Annotated in this window: 21 protein-coding genes; 10 read left to right on the top strand and 11 right to left on the bottom strand. The window is 31.1% G+C overall.

The features are described from left to right. Nucleotides 1-3: 3 nt before the first annotated feature. Complete coding sequence (locus B5D14_RS00275) at nt 4-732, bottom strand: TrmH family RNA methyltransferase (RefSeq protein ID WP_078710588.1); 729 nt, start codon at nt 730-732, stop codon at nt 4-6. 182 nt (nt 733-914) lie between these two features. Between B5D14_RS00275 and B5D14_RS00280 the strand changes: the two genes are divergently transcribed. The 7 genes from B5D14_RS00280 (at nt 915) to B5D14_RS00310 (ending at nt 6128) form a co-directional block, all read left to right on the top strand. Beyond that, nucleotides 915-1286 carry an accessory gene regulator B family protein gene (locus tag B5D14_RS00280; RefSeq protein WP_159443666.1) on the top strand — a complete coding sequence of 124 codons (372 nt, stop codon included), beginning with the start codon at nt 915-917 and terminating at the stop codon, nt 1284-1286. A gap of 204 nt (nt 1287-1490) precedes the next feature. Then, nucleotides 1491-2192 carry a LytR/AlgR family response regulator transcription factor gene (locus B5D14_RS00285; protein ID WP_078710590.1) on the top strand — a complete coding sequence of 234 codons (702 nt, stop codon included), beginning with the start codon at nt 1491-1493 and terminating at the stop codon, nt 2190-2192. Further along, nucleotides 2189-3457, top strand: coding sequence for a GHKL domain-containing protein (locus B5D14_RS00290; protein ID WP_078710591.1), 1269 nt, complete (start codon nt 2189-2191; stop codon nt 3455-3457). Before B5D14_RS00285 ends, B5D14_RS00290 begins: the two co-directional genes overlap by 4 nt. A gap of 233 nt (nt 3458-3690) precedes the next feature. After that, the gene (locus B5D14_RS00295; RefSeq protein WP_078710592.1) at nt 3691-4212 is read left to right on the top strand and encodes a hypothetical protein; all 522 of its coding nucleotides are present in this window, start codon (nt 3691-3693) and stop codon (nt 4210-4212) included. A gap of 29 nt (nt 4213-4241) precedes the next feature. Next, entirely contained in the window at nt 4242-4988 is a 747-nt protein-coding gene (locus B5D14_RS00300; protein ID WP_078710593.1) for a hypothetical protein, read from the top strand. A 286-nt stretch (nt 4989-5274) separates the two neighbouring features. Beyond that, nucleotides 5275-5610 (top strand): hypothetical protein, encoded by a 336-nt coding sequence (locus B5D14_RS00305; RefSeq protein ID WP_078710594.1) that lies wholly within the window; start codon nt 5275-5277, stop codon nt 5608-5610. 53 nt (nt 5611-5663) lie between these two features. Further along, nucleotides 5664-6128: a GNAT family N-acetyltransferase gene (locus B5D14_RS00310; RefSeq protein WP_078710595.1), complete on the top strand. Its 465-nt coding sequence runs from the start codon at nt 5664-5666 to the stop codon at nt 6126-6128. Nucleotides 6129-6142: 14 nt separating this feature from the next. Here B5D14_RS00310 and B5D14_RS00315 read toward each other — a convergent pair whose 3' ends face one another. From B5D14_RS00315 to B5D14_RS00330, 4 genes are read right to left on the bottom strand one after another with little or no spacing between them, the layout of a single operon-like run. Beyond that, nucleotides 6143-7849: a hypothetical protein gene (locus B5D14_RS00315; protein ID WP_078710596.1), complete on the bottom strand. Its 1707-nt coding sequence runs from the start codon at nt 7847-7849 to the stop codon at nt 6143-6145. A 36-nt stretch (nt 7850-7885) separates the two neighbouring features. After that, nucleotides 7886-8617: a TrmH family RNA methyltransferase gene (locus B5D14_RS00320; protein ID WP_078710597.1), complete on the bottom strand. Its 732-nt coding sequence runs from the start codon at nt 8615-8617 to the stop codon at nt 7886-7888. Between the two features lies 1 nt (nt 8618). Then, nucleotides 8619-9824, bottom strand: coding sequence for a peptidase U32 family protein (locus B5D14_RS00325; RefSeq protein WP_078710598.1), 1206 nt, complete (start codon nt 9822-9824; stop codon nt 8619-8621). Nucleotides 9825-9831: 7 nt separating this feature from the next. Then, the gene (locus tag B5D14_RS00330) at nt 9832-10719 is read right to left on the bottom strand and encodes a peptidase U32 family protein (RefSeq protein WP_078710599.1); all 888 of its coding nucleotides are present in this window, start codon (nt 10717-10719) and stop codon (nt 9832-9834) included. 279 nt (nt 10720-10998) lie between these two features. Here B5D14_RS00330 and B5D14_RS00335 point away from each other — a divergent pair, with 279 nt between their 5' ends. Next, nucleotides 10999-11559, top strand: a complete 561-nt coding sequence (locus B5D14_RS00335) for a folate family ECF transporter S component (protein ID WP_078710600.1) — start codon at nt 10999-11001, stop codon at nt 11557-11559. Here the strand turns inward: B5D14_RS00335 and B5D14_RS00340 are convergent. Together B5D14_RS00340 and B5D14_RS00345 are read right to left on the bottom strand one after the other, a co-directional pair. Further along, complete coding sequence (locus B5D14_RS00340) at nt 11552-12670, bottom strand: CapA family protein (RefSeq protein WP_078710601.1); 1119 nt, start codon at nt 12668-12670, stop codon at nt 11552-11554. The two genes, B5D14_RS00335 and B5D14_RS00340, sit on opposite strands and share 8 nt — an antisense overlap. A gap of 29 nt (nt 12671-12699) precedes the next feature. Further along, a complete protein-coding gene (locus B5D14_RS00345) occupies nt 12700-13578 on the bottom strand; it encodes a PHP domain-containing protein (RefSeq protein ID WP_159443667.1) in 879 nt (292 codons plus the stop codon). A gap of 58 nt (nt 13579-13636) precedes the next feature. Between B5D14_RS00345 and B5D14_RS00350 the strand changes: the two genes are divergently transcribed. After that, a complete protein-coding gene (locus B5D14_RS00350) occupies nt 13637-14269 on the top strand; it encodes a YggS family pyridoxal phosphate-dependent enzyme (RefSeq protein ID WP_078710603.1) in 633 nt (210 codons plus the stop codon). A 35-nt stretch (nt 14270-14304) separates the two neighbouring features. On the opposite strand, the gene B5D14_RS00355 is transcribed toward B5D14_RS00350, so the two are convergent. After that, nucleotides 14305-14640 carry a hypothetical protein gene (locus tag B5D14_RS00355; RefSeq protein WP_078710604.1) on the bottom strand — a complete coding sequence of 112 codons (336 nt, stop codon included), beginning with the start codon at nt 14638-14640 and terminating at the stop codon, nt 14305-14307. Nucleotides 14641-14759: 119 nt separating this feature from the next. On the opposite strand from B5D14_RS00355, the gene B5D14_RS00360 reads away from it, so the two are divergent. Further along, nucleotides 14760-15986, top strand: coding sequence for a pyridoxal phosphate-dependent aminotransferase (locus tag B5D14_RS00360; protein ID WP_078710605.1), 1227 nt, complete (start codon nt 14760-14762; stop codon nt 15984-15986). Between the two features lie 22 nt (nt 15987-16008). On the opposite strand, the gene B5D14_RS00365 is transcribed toward B5D14_RS00360, so the two are convergent. The 3 genes from B5D14_RS00365 to ltaE are packed head-to-tail and all read right to left on the bottom strand — an operon-like array spanning nt 16009 to nt 18684. Further along, complete coding sequence (locus B5D14_RS00365) at nt 16009-16986, bottom strand: PHP domain-containing protein (RefSeq protein ID WP_078710606.1); 978 nt, start codon at nt 16984-16986, stop codon at nt 16009-16011. 28 nt (nt 16987-17014) lie between these two features. Further along, nucleotides 17015-17629: an HAD family hydrolase gene (locus B5D14_RS00370; protein WP_078710607.1), complete on the bottom strand. Its 615-nt coding sequence runs from the start codon at nt 17627-17629 to the stop codon at nt 17015-17017. After that, nucleotides 17629-18684, bottom strand: coding sequence for a low-specificity L-threonine aldolase (ltaE, locus tag B5D14_RS00375; RefSeq protein ID WP_200804720.1), 1056 nt, complete (start codon nt 18682-18684; stop codon nt 17629-17631). The genes B5D14_RS00370 and ltaE overlap by 1 nt, the downstream gene beginning before the upstream one ends.

The raw sequence follows: 18684 nt of genomic DNA on the forward strand, positions 1-18684 counted from the left end.
TTACTACTTTCTATAGCGATACATACAGATACCTGCTGCAATCGCTACATTCAAAGAATCAAATTCATTGATTTCAATTTTAAAATTTTGATCCATTAAACCTAATAAGTCTTTTCGAATTCCTTGTCCCTCATTACCAAATACCAATGCTACTTTATCAAAATCCTTCGCTTCACTAAAAGGAATCGCATTTTCTAATGCTGTCCCAAATAATTGATATCCTTCACCTTTTAATTCATTACAGATTTGGTTTAAATCACATCGAATCACAGGCAAATGAAAAATGGCACCTTGTGTTGAACGTATTGTTTTATCATTATAAACATCTACACAATCATTTGAACAGTAAATACCATCGATATTAAATGAGTAAGCAGTTCGAATAATTGTTCCCATATTTCCCGGGTCTTGAACATTATCCAAAAGTAATACCCTTGTTGCATCTACAATATGGTGTTCAATGTAATGACACACTGCAATATACTTTGCACCTGAAACATTTTGACTCACCTTATTCATTACATTTATACTACATTCTTCAACAACACTAAAATCAAAGGGATTATTAATTCCTTCTTCAATCAAAAGTAAATCCACACAATTCACTTTAAGTGCTTCTTTTATTAAATGTTCACCTTCAACTAAAAATTGTAAAGACTCATCTCTACCTTTTTTACCATGAAGTTTTACCCATTGTTTTACTCTTTCATTTTGAACAGATTGTATACTCATATTGTGATCTCCATTAGTGTCATTTTACATTATTTTGTTCACGAAAACAATTTATCTCATTATTGTAACATTGAATACAGATTGAATATTTATTTTTATATGTAAGATTATCTGTGTTATATTAATAATATATTTAGTAATGTTCATAGAAATTTGTCATATTCACTGAAGGAGGATATATTTTGGGCATATTAATCTCTTGTTTAAGTAAGCAAATTTTGAAATATCTATCCAATGATAATAATGTTATTTGTGATTTAGCACTTCAACTAACCATTGAATTAATCATTTATGATTTTATAACTTTTTCAATAACCTTGCTAATCGGTAGTTTATTTAACTTGTTTTTTGAATCACTTATTTACATCTTATTTTTCTCTTTACTAAGAGAATATAGCGGGGGATATCATGCCACAACGCATTTAAAATGTTTCTTATACTATATTCTACTGTTTGTAGGCTTATTGATGTTTCTGAATTTAAATTTAAAACCATTCGGCTTATTTTTACTATCAACTCTTTCAATTTCATATATAATTAAAGAAGTCCAATAGAGCATATAAACAATCCACTAACTATTGAAGAACGAGTTTCAAATCGAAAAATCACTTTTATCATATGTGCACTATATTTAATGATAATCACATTGGGATGTTTCATACAAATATATTCTATTAATGAAGTTTTTACCTATATATTTATCATAAATGCCCTTTTGATTTCCATACATAAAAACAGTATTTACTTTCGGAGGATAAATGAAATATAAATTTGTAATTGTTGATGACAATATCGAAGATATAAGAAAAATCAAAGAATTATTAGTAAAACATCCTGATAATATTTTTTTTGAATGTATTTATTTATCTAGCAATGACATTAATAAAGTATTGAATTGTAATTATGATCTTTATATTCTTGATATTGATATGCCTGAAATCAATGGAATTTCATTAGCCCAAAGAATAGAAATAATTAATACTGATGCACAATTTGTTTTTTACTCAAATAGAGAAGACTTAGTTTTCGACTCACTAATTGTGAACTCTATTTATTTCATTCGCAAATCACATTTGAAAGCTGATTTAGATATTGCACTAAAGAAATCTTTAAAAAAATTACATTTCTTGGCAAAATCATTCACAATGGGTCAAGTGGAAGTATTATTTAATAAGATTTTATATATTGAATCTCAAGGAAACTATTTAATATTGCATACTAGCGATTCCAAGAAAATATCACTTCGAACATCTCTCAAAGATGTAAGAAATGATTTTGCATCTAATAATTTTATAATGATTTATCATGGTATTATGGTTAATATGAACCAAATAAAAAAGCTTGATCATTTAAATCTCGAAGTTACTTTGCTAACTAATCTTAAACTTCCTATTAGCCATAGGAAGTTTAAACATGTTGAAACATTATATTTGAACTTTTTGTTGGGTGAAAAATTATGAATATATTTGATATAGCAATAAACACTATAGAGTCACTTCTTATTTACATATTTCTATCTAAATACCTGCGATTAAATCATCATTACTCAATGGTGTATATTGTATTATTCACAATAATTTCAGCTACTCTATTAACAATTATTAATACAATCAGTGGTTATGAAGGATTGCTCATATTTATGTTAATTACTCCTAATTTCATTTTTTCTTTTTTCTTTTCAGATAATGATGTATATGAATTAATATTTATAAATATTTTTATTTACCTAATTATCTCACTTATCAATTCATCACTAGTAGTACTAACTAGTATATTTGTTTATCATTCTCTAGATTCTTCTACATTATTGGAATCAAACTATTATTATTTTTTAGCTATCGCATCTAAAATCATTCTATTCTTTGTTTTAAGTAAAGTAAGTAAAATTCGATCAGAATATAAACATTTTTTAAGAGAGTTTGAAAGTAAATTAATACTATTTTTCTCAATATTATTAATTTTAGTTTTTTTACCTTTTGAAAATATATTATACAATGGTGAATTATCTATTAGTTTTTTTTCAATTGGAATAATTGCACTTATGATATTTACTCTATTCTTCGTTTTATCATTCTTTAAATTTATTGAATTAAGTAATAAGTTAAAAGATGATGAATTACAAATTAGAATTGATAATGAACGATTAAATAATATTCTTGAAATTAAAAAAATCAATAACCATATATCCGAATTAAAGCATGATATGAAACATATTCTCAGATATATTGATTCAAATTTAGAACAAAATAAAATAGAAACAGCTAGATATACAATATCTGAATATTTAAATACTATTCAATCAGTAAAATCTGTATATATTTCTAATAATTCTGTCTTAGATTACTGTTTAAATGTTCTACTAAGTGAATGCCATAAAAAAAACATAGACATTACTTACACTATTAATTCCAAATTGCATTTTAGCATGAATGAACAAGACTTACTTATCTTATTAAGTAATATTTTTGATAACTCTATGAAATATTGCAGCGGAAAAAACTATATAAAAATCGATATTTATGAAATAAACGAGTACATAAAAATATCAATTCTAAACTCAACTGAGCATGAGAAAATCTTTATTGATTTAAATCGCGAAACCACTCATGGAAATCATGGTTTTGGCCTAAAAAGCTCAATTAATATATGTGAAAGAAACAATGGTAAAATTAATTTTGAAAGTAAAGATTTTACATTTATATGTACCATTATTCTTCCTATGTAAACACTTATCCCTATTTTGATACACTTATCCCAATTTCATTGATATTTCTTCAATTGTTTGTTATACATAAATTATCACTAGTGACAAGGAGTAATAATATGAATATAATTAAGAAATTTTTTCTATCTTTTCTCATCAATATTAAAGCGAGAAATCTTACCATTACATCTTCTAGAGGTTTATACCAACCCCGCTTTAAAAGTACAACTAAAATTTAGAAGGAGTTAAATACCATGAAAAAAATAATAGCATTAATTTTGACGCTAAATATTTGTCTATTTTATTTACCTTTAAATATTTATGCATCAATAGATACGGGCAACGAAAGTTCTCTAGATTCAGAACCTTCAGGATGTCTACCTACACGACCTACTCAAGAGATAGAGTTACCAATTCTACTATCCGACAATTCCACAATTCAAACTAGAGGTTCAATAGCTACTATTGGCGTTGATCGAACATTCTCATTGCCTCTTCAAAATCAAAGTGGAACATGTTCTGCTACTGCTAAAATCAGGTTTACTGGTTCATATGATATCGAAACAGTTGGAACAACAAAGAAAGTTACGAATGTGAATATCCAATACTCTATACAAGGTGTGCAAAATTGGGATATTTCTGTTAACTCAGTTTGGCATCAAACAGGATCAACCAATGTAACAATGTATGTATATTACGGAAGTAATGCTTCTAATATTTACGATTGTGTTGTTGGTGGAGGATATTTCTATACCACAAAGACATTTACAGTTTAACTAGCATTAGAAAAGGAGGTGTTCTTATCATGAAGTTGTTAAAAGCGATTATTATTTGCTTATTTCTAGTAAGTTGTACCGCAAACAATGTAAAAACTACAAAATTTGATGAATTAAAAATTGAATCTAGTTTAGTCTCAGTGAATTATAACAAGAACAATGAAATTATTTCTAAAACTACTGAATATTTTGCCAGCAATCAACAAATAGTAAAAAAAATAATTAATGAGTCTGTTATAGAGTATAAATATATTGATGGGCTATGTATTTCTGTTGAATCTGATGAGTTTATTACTATGTTTGATTACGACGAAGGAGGATTGCTAGTTCATTCAACAAGCACATCTTCTGACGGGAAAATTTTTGAAACTATTGACAAAGAGTATGATAAGGATGGAAATCAAGTATACTCAAAATCAATCCAAAGTGAAGATATTGTTACCGAAGTTTACATAGAATACAATAATAATAATCAACCTTTAATTGTCACTAGTATCAATAACAAAGGTGAAAAGAATATCTCAAAATACACTTACAATGAAATGGGGGATATTTCAAATATTGAATATATATTAAATGATTTAATTATTTCAACAATAGAATATATTTATGAAAGTGGCAAATTAGTTCAAACTATCTCCACATCTGAAGCCGTTATATTAACTACGTATTTCTATTATGATGAGTTAAATCGTATTATTGAAGAAAAAACATCAAAAGATTTTGGATCTACTTTTGAAAACAGAATAGAATACTCATATAAAAAAGAGCAATAAAGTATAAGTAATTTCAAAAAAATAATAGTACGCCTTATAATTGGATTATTCAAACTATAAGGTGTACTTTAATATTTAGTCATTATTTCTTACTCTACCTACAAAAGTTTACCGCATTTAATTAAAACATTAACTTTATTTATTATTCAATACTATTTTAAAATGTACGCCTACCGGTTTATTTACGAATTCCATTGGTTATTCATAACATGAGTGGTGAGTATTTTGTAAAGTTGCTTAAACTCTAATACATCTTCAATGATTTAAGAAAGGTATGAGTTAATATATGATAAAACAAATACAAAATATCTTAATCCCAAAAAATGATTTTGCAAAACTTAAACAATGTCTAAAAAACAAAAATAACGGATTGACTACCTATGAGTTTGATTCTTTAAGATTTACAATAAACTTCAAACAATGCTTTTATGGCTATTTATTTGAATCATCAGTTGCCATTTCTTGTTTTATTGCTATTATTTCACCCATTGATTTGATTGATAACTATATTTTAACAGTTTTAGTCAAAGCAAGTATTGGAGCATTATTTGGAATAATAATAGCGAAAATATCACTTTACTTATTTTCAAAAGAGTCATCTAAAAATAAAATAATAGATTAGTTCAAAAACATTAATAATTTTGAGTTATAATTATTTTATATGGGAGGCTGACTATGAAAATAAGAAAATACAAACAAGATGATTGTTTAGAAATCATTCAACTCTTTGAAGACACAATTAAATCTATAAATAGTTTTGATTATACACCTATCCAAATAGATGCATGGCTTAATAATCATCGCACTCCTAACCAATGGAATCAGTTGCTGCTATCTCATCACACTTATGTTGCAATTGAAGATAACAAAGTAGTTGGATTTGCTGATATTGATGATTGTGGATATTTTGATCATCTGTATGTTCATAAAGACTACCAACATCAAGGTATCGCTACTTTATTGAGTGATACAGTCGAAGAACTTCATCTTGCACCGATTATTCAAACAGATGCTTCAATCACTGCTAGACCCTTCTTTGAAAGAAGAGGCTATCAAGTTCTTCAAGAGCAACATGTCCAATGCAATGGAATTGAACTTACAAATTACAAAATGGAAAAGAAAATGGGACCCTCTAATTAAAGAAGGTCTCATTTTTAGTCTTTATGTTGTTTTACTAGAGCAAGCAATGCTTTTGCAGCTTCATCGATACCGTGGTCTCCTTTATCAGGTAAACCAAGACATGTATAAATTTCACCAACTAAGATATTTTGTTTGTAAAGTTCTTCAAACATCTTATCAATAAGCACTGTACATTGTTCTTGTTTTTGCATTGGTCCAAATGGATTTGCAAAGAAAGTAGTTGATAAACCTTTTTCTTGTGTAGTACCAAGGGCAAAACGTTTGCCTTCTACAAAGATTTGTTTTGCTTCTTCTTGATCTTCGATAATTCTTAATCCACGACTATCTGTGTAGTTATTTGCATACATGAACATATCTACTGTTTGATTTGTTGTAACAACACTATATGGCGCAGCTGGAATAACAACACGTGAGTTCGAACTTTCTGGATTAAAGAAGATGGAACGGTCCATATCACGATATGCAGAACCACGATCCAAATCATCTAATCGTACAAAGGCACCAATTTCTGTACCTTGAGCAACAATCTTGCCATTGTGGTCAAGATGCAAAGTACCCATATCATCAAATACAACTTCTTGATAGTCTATTTCTGATTTAGCTAAGTTTGTAAGAGCTTCAATTGTTTCTGATTTACCCGCACCAGAATCTCCCATAAACATAATTCCTTTTTTTGTACCATCTTTAAGATGTAAGTTAATCATAGCACCATGAATTGGTAACCAATTCTTTTCCATCATTGCTAAGTTATGAAGTGTTAATGCCATTTTCTTTAAGTAACCAAAGTATTCAATCTTATCTTCATAAGAGATTTTACCTACCCAAATTTGGTTTGGTTTATCATGATAGAAAACTGTGTCTTTCTTACCATCTTCATTACCAAAGATCATAATACAATCTGGTTTTTTCCCAATACATTCTTCTTGTGATGCAAGTTCAAATAAGTTTGCTAATGAGATAGCACTTGCTGAGAAATCACGGTGGAAGAAGATAAATGTAAGTAATGATCCAACTTTACATGGAAAGCAAATCCAATCTTCATGGTTATCCACATAATCACTAATTGGATTATCTAATACTTCTGTAAATGTACCAGTACGTTTATTTGATTTAGGATGAATAATTAGGGGTGTTCTCAACATTAAAGTATGGACAAATGGTGTTTTATTTAACATTTCATATTCTTTTGGCATATCCCAATCACATGTACATAACATCATACTTGCGTTTGTACCTGCTTGTAATTGACGGAATACTCTGTTATTTGATCCTTGAACTTTTTGTTGAACACGACGATAAGTTTTTAATACTAAATCATTAAAATCATTATCTGCTTCTAGGAAGTTTGCCAGTTGAAGCCCTTCATCATGCTTTGAATAAACAATTGAAATACGCTGTGTTTGACGCCAAAATTGATACATTGACTCAATGACATCAAGTAAACGTTTTGGATCGTTAAGTGCTGGATGATTGATTTCATCCATTTCTAATACTAATAAAATCTTAGCTAAACGAATAAGTTCAGACTTTACTTCTTCCTCTGATGCGTTATTTGTAAGCCATAAATACAAATCTTGATTATCTTTCATCAAGAATTGTAAATAAGCATCTAAAAACTGATCAAATCCTTCAGATGAAATTAATTCACTTCCAGTTTTGCAATACTTTGTTGTATAGTTAACGATTGCAAGGTTATTTTTTAAATAAAAAGCTTCTTTCATAGAATTTCCTCCATTTCGTAATATTATATCACGAACTTATTCACTGATACCATATCTTCTTTGTCGAACTACTTCAAAACTAATCGCCGCTACTGCGCTAGCTGCATTAAGAGCATTTCTGAAGTCATTTGCATAAGGAATATAAATATTATGATCGACAATATCTAGAATTTCCTTACTTAATCCTCTCATTTCTCCACCAATCGCAAGAATGATCGGACTAGTATAAGTATATTCAAAATATGTCTTTGCATCTTTTCGCATAGCTGCATAAATTTTACAATCAAACTTCTTTTTAAGAAGCAACATATCTCTTGCCATATCATCACTTAAGATGAGTGGCATATACTCACTTGCTCCTGCGCTTGATTTAAGAATTGTACTTTCACTGCGAGTCCAATCACGACTTGGAAGTAATACTGCTGTACATCCAGCGCTATAAAGCGTTCTTAATGCATATCCTAAATTAAATGGATCTTCGACTCCTTCCAATACACAAATAAAAGGAATTCCCTCTAAACAATCATCAATTGATTGATACGAACGATTTTCGACATCAGCTAACACACCTCCGTGCGTTTTACCATCTGCCATCTTATCAACCTCTTCTCTCTCAAGGCGTTTTACTTCAACACCAAAATCCATTGCTCTAGCAAGGATAAACCCTGTATCTTTATCTTTCTTCTTTTGATCGATGATAATACAATTGATTTTACGATTTCTTGCTAATAATACCGCTTTTACACTAAGTGCCCCTTCAATAATCATCTTATTTTCTCCTAATTAAATCTTGTGGTTCTACGATAAATGGTATCTTAACTTCAACAATCGTCATCGGTTGATTGGCTACTTCAATATTTTCTTTATCACTATTGATGATTGAATCTACCACAAAGGCTTCATTATCAATGTGGGGTCCAAATACTTCAAGTTCATAACCACAACCAAATACATTTCTAACTTGGACTTTAGCAATTTGACTATCTTGATCATATGCCATAACTACACCTACAAAATCATGAGTAACACCTGCTCCATTGATTCCATAAAGATGAGCTTTTGCAGTTGGAAGTCCTCGATAGAATCCGATAGATGTTGGTCTATTTTCAGCTTTTGAAAGCTCATTTGCGTAGTATTCTAATCGTTCTGCATCTAATGGTTTCTCTGTTTGTGCTATTTCATCAATTGCTTTGCGATAAGTATGTACCACACTCGCAATATAATAAGCAGATTTCATTCTACCTTCTATTTTAAGTGATGCTACATTCGCATCCATTAAATCATATAGAACATCAACAGCCATTAAATCCTTTGAACTCATAGAAAACAAACAATCTTCCTTGCTTATCTCTTTTTCACCTTGTATTAAGTGATACTTCCATCTACAAGATTGAGCACACCCACCACGATTCGCATCCCTTAATGTCATTGCATTGCTTAATGTACATCGCCCAGAATAGTTGACACACATACCCCCATGAATAAATGCTTCTGTAGGTACTGGTGAATTTTTAGAAATCATACAGACTTCTTCTAAATTACATTCTCTTGCATAAACAATACGGTCTACACCTAATCGTTGATAGTATTCAATTGCCTTTAAGTTTGTGGTCGACATTTGAGTACTCAAATGAACTTCTAACTTAGGTGCAACTTTTTTTACTGTTTGAATGATGGTTGGGCTGGCAACAATTACTGCAGTAACACCTGCATTTTCTAACTCTTTTAAATAACCTTCCAACCCATCAAAATCCTCATCATGAGGAATTATATTAATAGTTACATGAATATGAGCACCATATTCTCTTGCATAATCGCAAGCTTCTTTTATATCAGAAATTTCAAAATTAGAGGCACGAGATCGAAGTGAAAAACGTTTGCCTCCAAGATAAACTGCATTCGCTCCAAATCGTATAGCAACTTTAGCACGCTCTAAATCGCCTGCTGGTGCGAGTAATTCTATTTTCTTATTCATACTTCACCTACTTTACTAAATTTGTCTTTTGGTACATGTACCCTTTACTAAAAGGATACTCACTGTACTTCTCTTCAAATTTCTTTCTTATGACTTCACTATCCATACCTAAATCAATCATGACAAATGCTTTGCACGCATCCACCACTAAATCTCTAGGCAAAAATATTCCATCAATACGCATTGACTTTAATCCTGTATCTTTTAACACCTTAAATTCATCAAATGCATCCAAGATATAGTCAGTAAAGATATGAGTACCTTGTTCATCTTCAAGAATAGGCATCTTACCTTCACGTGTTGATTCTATTAATACACAATTCATCTTATTCACACACGTATTGTCTGCACCAATCTCATCACAATAATTTTGAATTAAGTGACGTTTTGAATATGACATATTCAAATAACCAAAAAGGATTGCTTCTGTATTTCCATGTACATTTATACACATTTCCTTCATTTCATCTAGTGTGATTTCTGTTGAAAGTACTGCATGATGAATACCTTGATCCAAGACAAATTGCATATCCCTCGAATTTGTCATTAATGTATCCGGTTCATATACTAGATGACCGACTAGCCCTAATGACTCCGCAAGAATATAAACTGCTGGATCATTGTAATAAATGAATGCAACTCCATGTTCTTTCAAGAACTTCATATACTCTTCAGCTTGCTCTAACTCTTTGTCTGTATAAATACGATTCATATAAACCGCTACTTTAAGTCCTAATTCCTGTGTTTTTCCAAAAGCTTCTATTAATTCTTCTTGCTTAAACTTAGATGGAGCTCTTGTTCCATGAAACTCATCACAAAAAAGAAGAACTGTCGCTCCTGCTTCACAAAATAGGTTTATGTCTTCAATTTTTTCAACTGTTACTATAAATTCCATTCTTCTCACCTACCTCGTATAGTTTACCTTATTTTGTTCATTTTATAAAGATATTGCCACTTGGTTCATTTAAATAAAACATCAATCATCTACATTATAATTTGTATCTCTTGACAAAGGGTTCACATCTTTATATTCTTAAGGTAGTTACTTGGTTGTGCGTTAAGTGCTAGTGCTTGGGAAGCATTGGACGAAAAGGAAACTTGCGGTGCAACTATAGTCCCACATCTGTGAATTGAGTCTCTCATTCTTCACATTGTGGAGGAAAGGAGACTTTTTATGTTCAAAAAATCAGCTCAAAATCTAAAATCGATTAACTATCTCGCTATTATGGCCGTTTTCATCGCACTTAAAGTGATTATGGCAGGCGTTTTCATTCCAGTGGGTGAAAACCTTAGAATTTCATTTACCTTCCTTATAATCGCTGTAGAGGCTTGTATCATTGGTCCTATCCCAGGACTAGTGAGTGGGTTTATTACTGACTTGGTTGGGTTTATGTTATTTCCATTTGGTGCATTTTTTCCAGGGTATATCTTAAGTGCTATGCTCAATTGTTTTATCTATGCATTATTTCTTTACAATACACGCATAACCATTACCAAACTAATTCTTGCAAAAACAGTTGTATCTTATTTCTGTAATGTACTTTTAGGTTCGCTATGGAGTTCCATGCTCTATTCAAAAGGATTCATCTTCTATGCAAGTGCAAGTTTAGTAAAGAATACTTTATTATTACCTATTGAAATTATCATGTTAGTTATTGTGTTTAAACTACTCTTACCTTATCTACAAAAAAAGAACCTTGTACCTGTACAAGATTCTAAAATGAAACTTATTTAATTCCACCTATACGGATGGAATCATCTAGCATCGTAAGAACAACACTATACTTTTCATATACACTTTCTTTATTTTGAAGTTCATCAGTTAGTTCATCGAACATCATAATTTTTGTAGAATTGGATGTTGTATAAATTAAGTCAGCCTTGGGTTGACTTTTTTCTATTGTCACAACGCCATCAACAACTGTTTTCTGAACGAATATACTTCCTATCATCCCAACTCGTTCATCTAAATCGGTATTTGTTGTCAGTAGATTACCTAATGAATAATAAACAATTGTATCATCAATCCATTCAATTGGTTGGATACTTCCTGTTCCTGTACCAAGAAGTACATCAGCACCAGAATCAGCTAATAACTTAGCAATCCGATGTTGTTCATTGGTTACTTCAAATGAATCAACTTCACCCCAATCAAGATAAACAATGATAATATCTACTTGATTTCTTAAATTCATAATATCACTTGCTGCTTTTTGATCATTGTATACATCCAACAAAAATGGATTTGTTATTGTAATCCCTTCAATATTTTGAGGCATCGTATAAGAAAGTAATCCAAAGGTTATACCATTTTTATCATAGATAGCGGTTGTCCCCTGTTCATGTGCTTCACTACCTGAGGTATACATAATTTGATTATCCCAATAAGTATGAGAATCTAATAATTGTGTCTCCCCTAATTCCAATTGATCAGCACTTGCTAATGAAACCATTGAAAATCCTATGCTAGAAAACATATCCGCAAATGATTTAGGAACTCCCTCTTCTTTGTAGTCATTAACTACAACATCATCCAATTGAAATAAAGCCACTTCATTATTACTAACTGCTGGTTCAATATTTTCAATAAGCGGATAAAAATCTTGAACTCCATCAACTGTATATTCACTGATTAGATCATCATCAACACTTACTTTCCCACCAAAGAAGATGCTTGCACTGTAATTACTTACAACTGGTGGTTTTGTTTTTTCTATTATTTCTTCTTTTTGCTTTTCGTTGAATGTATTAATTAATATTAATAACACCACACTGACAGCGATGATACAAAAAACAATCGTTAAAACAAGTGCAACGATTTCCTTCTCTAACTTCTTATTTTTCATTCAACCACCTCTATTCCATTATACACAATTTATCTTTGTTTTTCTTGTATTCTTCTTTTTAAATCATGGACTATCCTTGTACAATCACCATCATATCCAGTATCCCCTAATTGGATATTCGGTTTAGTAGAACCATGAAAATCACTACCAATTGTCATACATAAATCATTTTTTATACATATCTCTTTGTAGAAAAGAGCATCTTCTTGATTATGGTATGAACAATAAGCTTCAAAACCATCAATACCTGATTCTATTAATTCATTAATCAAATCTAAATCTTGCGCAATTGTTACTTTGGGATGAGCACAAATAACTACTCCTTTTAATCGATGAACTAATTCTATGATTTCTTTATAGTGGGGAAGTTTCATTTCAACATAACCCCATTTACCAATAGCAAGATGATCCCAAAAGTAATTAGCAATCGGGCTATTACTTTTAGATCCTGTTTTATATATATTCAAATCTGGATGTTCAATATCTTCAAGTAATACTTTTTCAATTTCAACATTGGTATAAGGATAACCACCATGTGTCATTCCTTTTATCTTATTCTCATCAAGTTTACACCCATATTTATCCTCTACAAGTTTTAATCGAATAGAGCCAACACGATCTAGTTCCTTAATATAATTACTCTTTAATTCTAATAATTTTGGATGGTTTAAATCCATCCCATATGCAGTTAAATGAATAATTGTATCTTTACAAAAACAATCAATTTCAATGCCCGAAATAATCTCAATTTCATTTTGTAGTTGAGCTTCTAAAGAACCTTCAACTGTATTGTGATCACATAGGGCTAATACATCAATCTGAGCTTTTTTCGCTCTTTCTAGAACATCTGCAACACTCTGTGTACTATCGAAACTATAGATACTATGACAATGTAAATCGCATTTCATACTCATCACCACCATAGGAATTATAACACAATCGTGATACAATTTGGTGGGTGATACGATGAGTAATTATAGTAAAATTAGACAAGATTTAACAAATCAAAAATTAATTGTTGTTAGTAAGAAAAGAAGTATAGAACAAATCCAACAGTATTATCTTATGGGTGAAAGATGTTTTGGTGAAAACAGAGCCGAAGAGCTTATTGATAAAGCAAAACAATTACCCCAAGATATCGAATGGCATTTCATAGGTCATTTACAACGTAATAAAGTAAAGATGATTCTTCCTTATGTTAGCTATATCCAATCAGTTGAAAGTATTGAGCTTGTAAAAATCATAGATAAAGAAGCTCAAAAACTAGACAAAGTAATTCCAATTCTTATTCAATTTAACTTTGCTCAAGAAGACACAAAAAGTGGTATTGATAAAGAAGAAGCAATTACGTTTATCAATCAATGCCTAACCTACCCAAACGTAAAAGTTCAAGGTATTATGTGTATGGGTCCGCACACTGAAAATACAGAAGAAATTCTAGCAGTTTTTAAAGAAGCGCAAACCTATTTTAATATGCTTCAAGAAAAATTTGGTCATGATATGATAAAAGAGTGTTCCATGGGGATGAGTGATGATTATTTAATTGCTTGTCAATGTGGTTCAACCATGGTACGAATTGGTTCAAAACTATTTGAGTAAAAGAAAAGATGCACTTCCATCTGAAGTACATCTTTTTATTTGAAGAAACTCCAACCACAAAATACATAGAATAAGTGAATCACAAATCCTTGTATTCCAACTAGATCAAATATATTTTTTAATTCGGGTAAAACGATATAACCTAAATCCCAGAATATAAAAAACAAGAAAAAGAATGCAATCACAAATTTTTGTATCCAGCCATTGCTCTTCTTACCATAGTGTAAACTTACTCCCACTGCAAAGCATGTTGCTGCGACCAAAATAATAATTACTTCATTGGGGACATATGGATTAAGAAAGCGAACCAATAATCCGCCAATAATCATAATACATAATGGATATCCCACATTTCTCCAAAAATTATTCATACCATCACTCCTTAAATACTTCATTAGTTTACATGATTTAGAATATTTTATCCACCATATTCTTGATTTTGGTGGTTGGTACTTCTATACTTAAAGATAAGATAGAAGAGGTAAACAAGATGACATTTACTAGAAAAGCAGCAGATTTAGTTCCTATAGAAGATACCGTCTTTGCAGTTGTTGATTTGGCAAACAAAGAAGCAAAGAAGATTGGCCCTGAAAATGTGGTTAATGCAACAATCGGTGCTTTATATGATGAAAATGGTGAATTAGTTGCATACAAGAGTGTATTCGATCATTACAATCAAATTTCAAACAAAGCAAAAGCGAAATACGCTGCAAGCTTTGTAGGTAACGATTCTTATCGCCAACAGGTATATCAATGGGTAACACAAGGTGCAAACCTTGATTTAGCACACCGTGTTATTGCGACTCCAGGTGGTAGTGGTGCAGTAAGTATGACTTTTGCTAATATTTTGGATGCAAATGAAACAGTAATTCTTCCAAACATTGCATGGGGAAGTTATAAATTAATGGCTACACAAAATAATTTCAAGGTGCAAACGTATTCATTATTTGAAGAAGATCACTTCAATCTTGATTCATTCAAAGCAGTTTGTAGTGAAGTACTCAATCAACAAAAAAAATTACTAATCGTCATCAATGATCCATGTCACAACCCAACTGGATACTCAATGACAAGAAGTGAATGGGATCAAGTTATTGAATTCTTGAATAAATGTTCAGAGATTGGACCTGTTGTATTAATCGATGATATTGCATACATTGATTATGCATATGATATCCCACAATCACGTAAAGTCATGGAAGCTTTCAATCATATTTCTGACAATGTTCTTATTAGTATCGCATTTAGTTGTTCAAAGACATGTACATCTTATGGCTTACGTTGTGGTGCTGCAATTATTCTTGCTAAAAAAGAAGAAAGTGTTCGTGAAGTTGAAATCGTGTTTGAAAAACATGCACGTGCTGTTTGGAGTAATATACCAAATGCAGCAATGGATAATTTCACATGGGTTACAACTGATAATTACTTTAACTTCTTATCTGAGAAACAAGATTATATTGATTTACTTAAACAAAGAAGTTCCATTTTTATGGAAGAAGCAAATAAAGTTGGACTCGATGTATATCCATACAAAGAAGGATTTTTCGTAACAGTTAAATGTAAAGATAACAATCAACGTGACCAGCTTCATGAAAAATTGATTAAACATCACATCTTCACGGTAAAAGTAAATTTGGGAATAAGAGTTGCTATTTGCTCATGTAGTATTGAAAAAACAAAAGGTCTTGCCACCGCAATTAAAATGTTAGCTGATTAAATAGTAAAGGGTAGAAAATTTTCTACCCTTTTAATTTAATACGATTACTCCAAGCGATATGACCTGTCTCATCAACACATTCAACACGTCCAAATTCTTCATGTCCTCTTAATGGATAAGTAGCATGACAAATTGTTTCAGATTCACCAGCACGCACAGTACGTCCATCTCCTACACGGTTTCCAACAATAAAACGAATCTCCTTAACATTTGAACACTCAACATACAAACATCCCTCATCAACTCCAAAATCAAATAGTGAAGGTCCAGAAGATGAATAAAAATTCCCTTCCAATAGATTTTGAATAATTGATTCATGAGTAAGTGCTTCAGATCGAACCATAACATAACCACCACCTGAATCAGGTAATGAAGGATTGTTATGATTATCATCCGTTGCGGTTGCAAACAAAGTTGCTCCTCTTCTTAATGACACATCCCAATGCAACGAATCAAATCCAGTATTACTCTCAAGTTCTGTTCCATAATTGTAAATCTCTAGACCCCAAATATTTTTTGTGTCAATGAATTCTACTTCATCAACTCTTGACCAAACAGGATGATTCATCATCACAAACATGCCATAATCACGTAGTTGATCACACATTTCTTGTGCTACTTGCTTTCCATCCCACTTACCAATAAATTTTCTTGGAGTTAAATACTTTCCTTCGATCGGTACATTCCTTTTGTTATTTTGCATTTCTACTGTTCCAAGAAATCCATTTAAATGATGTGTCTTTAATGTGACTTTATCATCTTCACTTCTTAAACTTGCAGACAACTCCATTCCTGGAAGTGTTATAAATTGTTCATCATCTAATTCTTTACGATGATCATAATATAAATCATGATCGGTAAAACTAATAAATTGGTAACCTAACTTCTTATAAAGTTCTTTTGCCTCTACTGGACTCAGGTTACCATCTGATAAGGTTGTGTGTGAATGTAGATTTCCCTTATACCATTGTCCAGTATTCTTAAATATACTTCTCTTCATACGTTGTCTTTCTACGAACTATGTCGATTTAAGAAACAAATATTTCTATTATTTCACGCAAACTTGTCACATGCTTATCCGCAAGATTTCCAATGTCTGTCATTTCAAAATCACGCTGCACCCAAATCGCATTCATCCCCAACTGCTTTGCAGGAAGAATATCATTATCAATTCTATCACCAATCATTATCGCTTCATTGGATTCACATTTTGCATCGTGCAACGCTATTTCAAAAATCTTATGATCTGGTTTTTCTAACTGAACATCACTTGATGACACAATCACCTCAAAATAATCTGCTATCTTGAGTTTTATTAATCTCTCTTTTAATCCTGGCAATTGATTGGCTATAATTCCCAGTTTAACTTTCTTACTTAAGTTTTCTAAAACTTCGATTGTATCACAATATAATCTTTCTTTATCGCTTGACCATGGCTTTGTTTCTAATCCATAATACTTGCAAGCTTCCCTATAACCATGTTTTCCTAAGCGTGTATATTCATCGATTTTACTTACAAACTCATCATAAGAAATATCATGCTTTTCGATTGTTTTTTTGAATTGAGTTTCTAGTGCAAATGATTCATCCACTAGGGTAGAACCAATGTCAAAGAATACCCATTGTATTTGATTTATCTTCATTACTTTTTATTTTTTAAACAAGATTTGATTGTTTTAATCAACAAATCACAGTCTTTCTTTTCAATCCAATAATGTGTTACAACACGATATTCACAATCATTACTTGGATTAATAAGAAGATTATTTGTTTTGCAAAGTTCAACAAATTTCTTATCATTGAATTTCTTTTTATCAAATTTAAAGAATACCATGTTGATTTGAACTTTCTCAACATCAACACAGATGCCATCAAGTTTAGCTAATTCACTTGCAATGTATTTCGCATTCGCATGATCTTCTTTCAATCTCTTCGTCATTTTCTTAAGTGCTACAAGTCCACATGCAGCCATCATTCCAGCTTGACGTGTTCCTCCACCAATCATTTTTCTATGACGTCTTGCTCGTTCAATAAATTCCTTGTTTCCTACAATCACTGAGCCATATGGTGCCGCAAGCCCTTTTGACAAACAGAAAGTTACACTATCTGTATATTGTGCAATGTCCTTTACATCACATTTTAAAGATGTTGCTGCATTAAAAATACGTGCTCCATCAAGATGAACTTTTAGACCATATTTCTTAGCCATTTCATAATTTGCTTTCATGATATCTAGTGGTATGACTAAACCATTAGACAATGCATTTTCTAAACTAACTAACGTCGTTTTAGGTTCGTGAATATCATCTGGACGAATATTTTTTTCAATATCCTCTGGATAAATAAAATCATTTTCATGACAAATAACATGGGGCATTACTTGGCAAATTTGTGCTATACCAGCTTGTTCATGGACAATAATATGATTGTGCCAACCAGTAATAATCTCTTCCCCACGGTTGGTGTGAGCCCAAATCGATAATAAATTCCCCATTGTTCCACTACTTACAAAAAGTCCTGCTTCTTTACCTAACATTTTTGCTGCTAAATTTTCTAGTTCAATGACAGTTGGATCATCACCATAAACATCATCTCCAACCTTTGCATTCATCATTGCATTTCTCATTTCTTGAGTAGGAAATGTAACGGTGTCACTTCTAAAATCTACAGATTTCATTCCATTCTTCTCTTTACGCAT

The sequence above is a fragment of the Anaerorhabdus furcosa genome (assembly GCF_900167375.1).
In the GTDB taxonomy this organism is placed as follows: domain Bacteria; phylum Bacillota_I; class Bacilli_A; order Erysipelotrichales; family Erysipelotrichaceae; genus Anaerorhabdus; species Anaerorhabdus furcosa.

Excerpts from the sequence above, each read along its gene's own strand:
- B5D14_RS00275 (WP_078710588.1), bottom strand. The coding sequence starts at position 732 with ATGAGTATACAATCTGTTCAAAATGAAAGAGTAAAACAATGGGTAAAA.
- B5D14_RS00285 (WP_078710590.1), top strand. The coding sequence starts at position 1,491 with ATGAAATATAAATTTGTAATTGTTGATGACAATATCGAAGATATAAGA.
- B5D14_RS00290 (WP_078710591.1), top strand. The coding sequence starts at position 2,189 with ATGAATATATTTGATATAGCAATAAACACTATAGAGTCACTTCTTATT.
- B5D14_RS00295 (WP_078710592.1), top strand. The coding sequence starts at position 3,691 with ATGAAAAAAATAATAGCATTAATTTTGACGCTAAATATTTGTCTATTT.
- B5D14_RS00300 (WP_078710593.1), top strand. The coding sequence starts at position 4,242 with ATGAAGTTGTTAAAAGCGATTATTATTTGCTTATTTCTAGTAAGTTGT.
- B5D14_RS00305 (WP_078710594.1), top strand. The coding sequence starts at position 5,275 with ATGATAAAACAAATACAAAATATCTTAATCCCAAAAAATGATTTTGCA.
- B5D14_RS00310 (WP_078710595.1), top strand. The coding sequence starts at position 5,664 with ATGAAAATAAGAAAATACAAACAAGATGATTGTTTAGAAATCATTCAA.
- B5D14_RS00315 (WP_078710596.1), bottom strand. The coding sequence starts at position 7,849 with ATGAAAGAAGCTTTTTATTTAAAAAATAACCTTGCAATCGTTAACTAT.
- B5D14_RS00320 (WP_078710597.1), bottom strand. The coding sequence starts at position 8,617 with ATGATTATTGAAGGGGCACTTAGTGTAAAAGCGGTATTATTAGCAAGA.
- B5D14_RS00325 (WP_078710598.1), bottom strand. The coding sequence starts at position 9,824 with ATGAATAAGAAAATAGAATTACTCGCACCAGCAGGCGATTTAGAGCGT.
- B5D14_RS00330 (WP_078710599.1), bottom strand. The coding sequence starts at position 10,719 with ATGGAATTTATAGTAACAGTTGAAAAAATTGAAGACATAAACCTATTT.
- B5D14_RS00335 (WP_078710600.1), top strand. The coding sequence starts at position 10,999 with ATGTTCAAAAAATCAGCTCAAAATCTAAAATCGATTAACTATCTCGCT.
- B5D14_RS00340 (WP_078710601.1), bottom strand. The coding sequence starts at position 12,670 with ATGAAAAATAAGAAGTTAGAGAAGGAAATCGTTGCACTTGTTTTAACG.
- B5D14_RS00345 (WP_159443667.1), bottom strand. The coding sequence starts at position 13,578 with ATGAAATGCGATTTACATTGTCATAGTATCTATAGTTTCGATAGTACA.
- B5D14_RS00350 (WP_078710603.1), top strand. The coding sequence starts at position 13,637 with ATGAGTAATTATAGTAAAATTAGACAAGATTTAACAAATCAAAAATTA.
- B5D14_RS00355 (WP_078710604.1), bottom strand. The coding sequence starts at position 14,640 with ATGAATAATTTTTGGAGAAATGTGGGATATCCATTATGTATTATGATT.
- B5D14_RS00360 (WP_078710605.1), top strand. The coding sequence starts at position 14,760 with ATGACATTTACTAGAAAAGCAGCAGATTTAGTTCCTATAGAAGATACC.
- B5D14_RS00365 (WP_078710606.1), bottom strand. The coding sequence starts at position 16,986 with ATGAAGAGAAGTATATTTAAGAATACTGGACAATGGTATAAGGGAAAT.
- B5D14_RS00370 (WP_078710607.1), bottom strand. The coding sequence starts at position 17,629 with ATGAAGATAAATCAAATACAATGGGTATTCTTTGACATTGGTTCTACC.
- ltaE (WP_200804720.1), bottom strand. The coding sequence starts at position 18,684 with ATGCGTAAAGAGAAGAATGGAATGAAATCTGTAGATTTTAGAAGTGAC.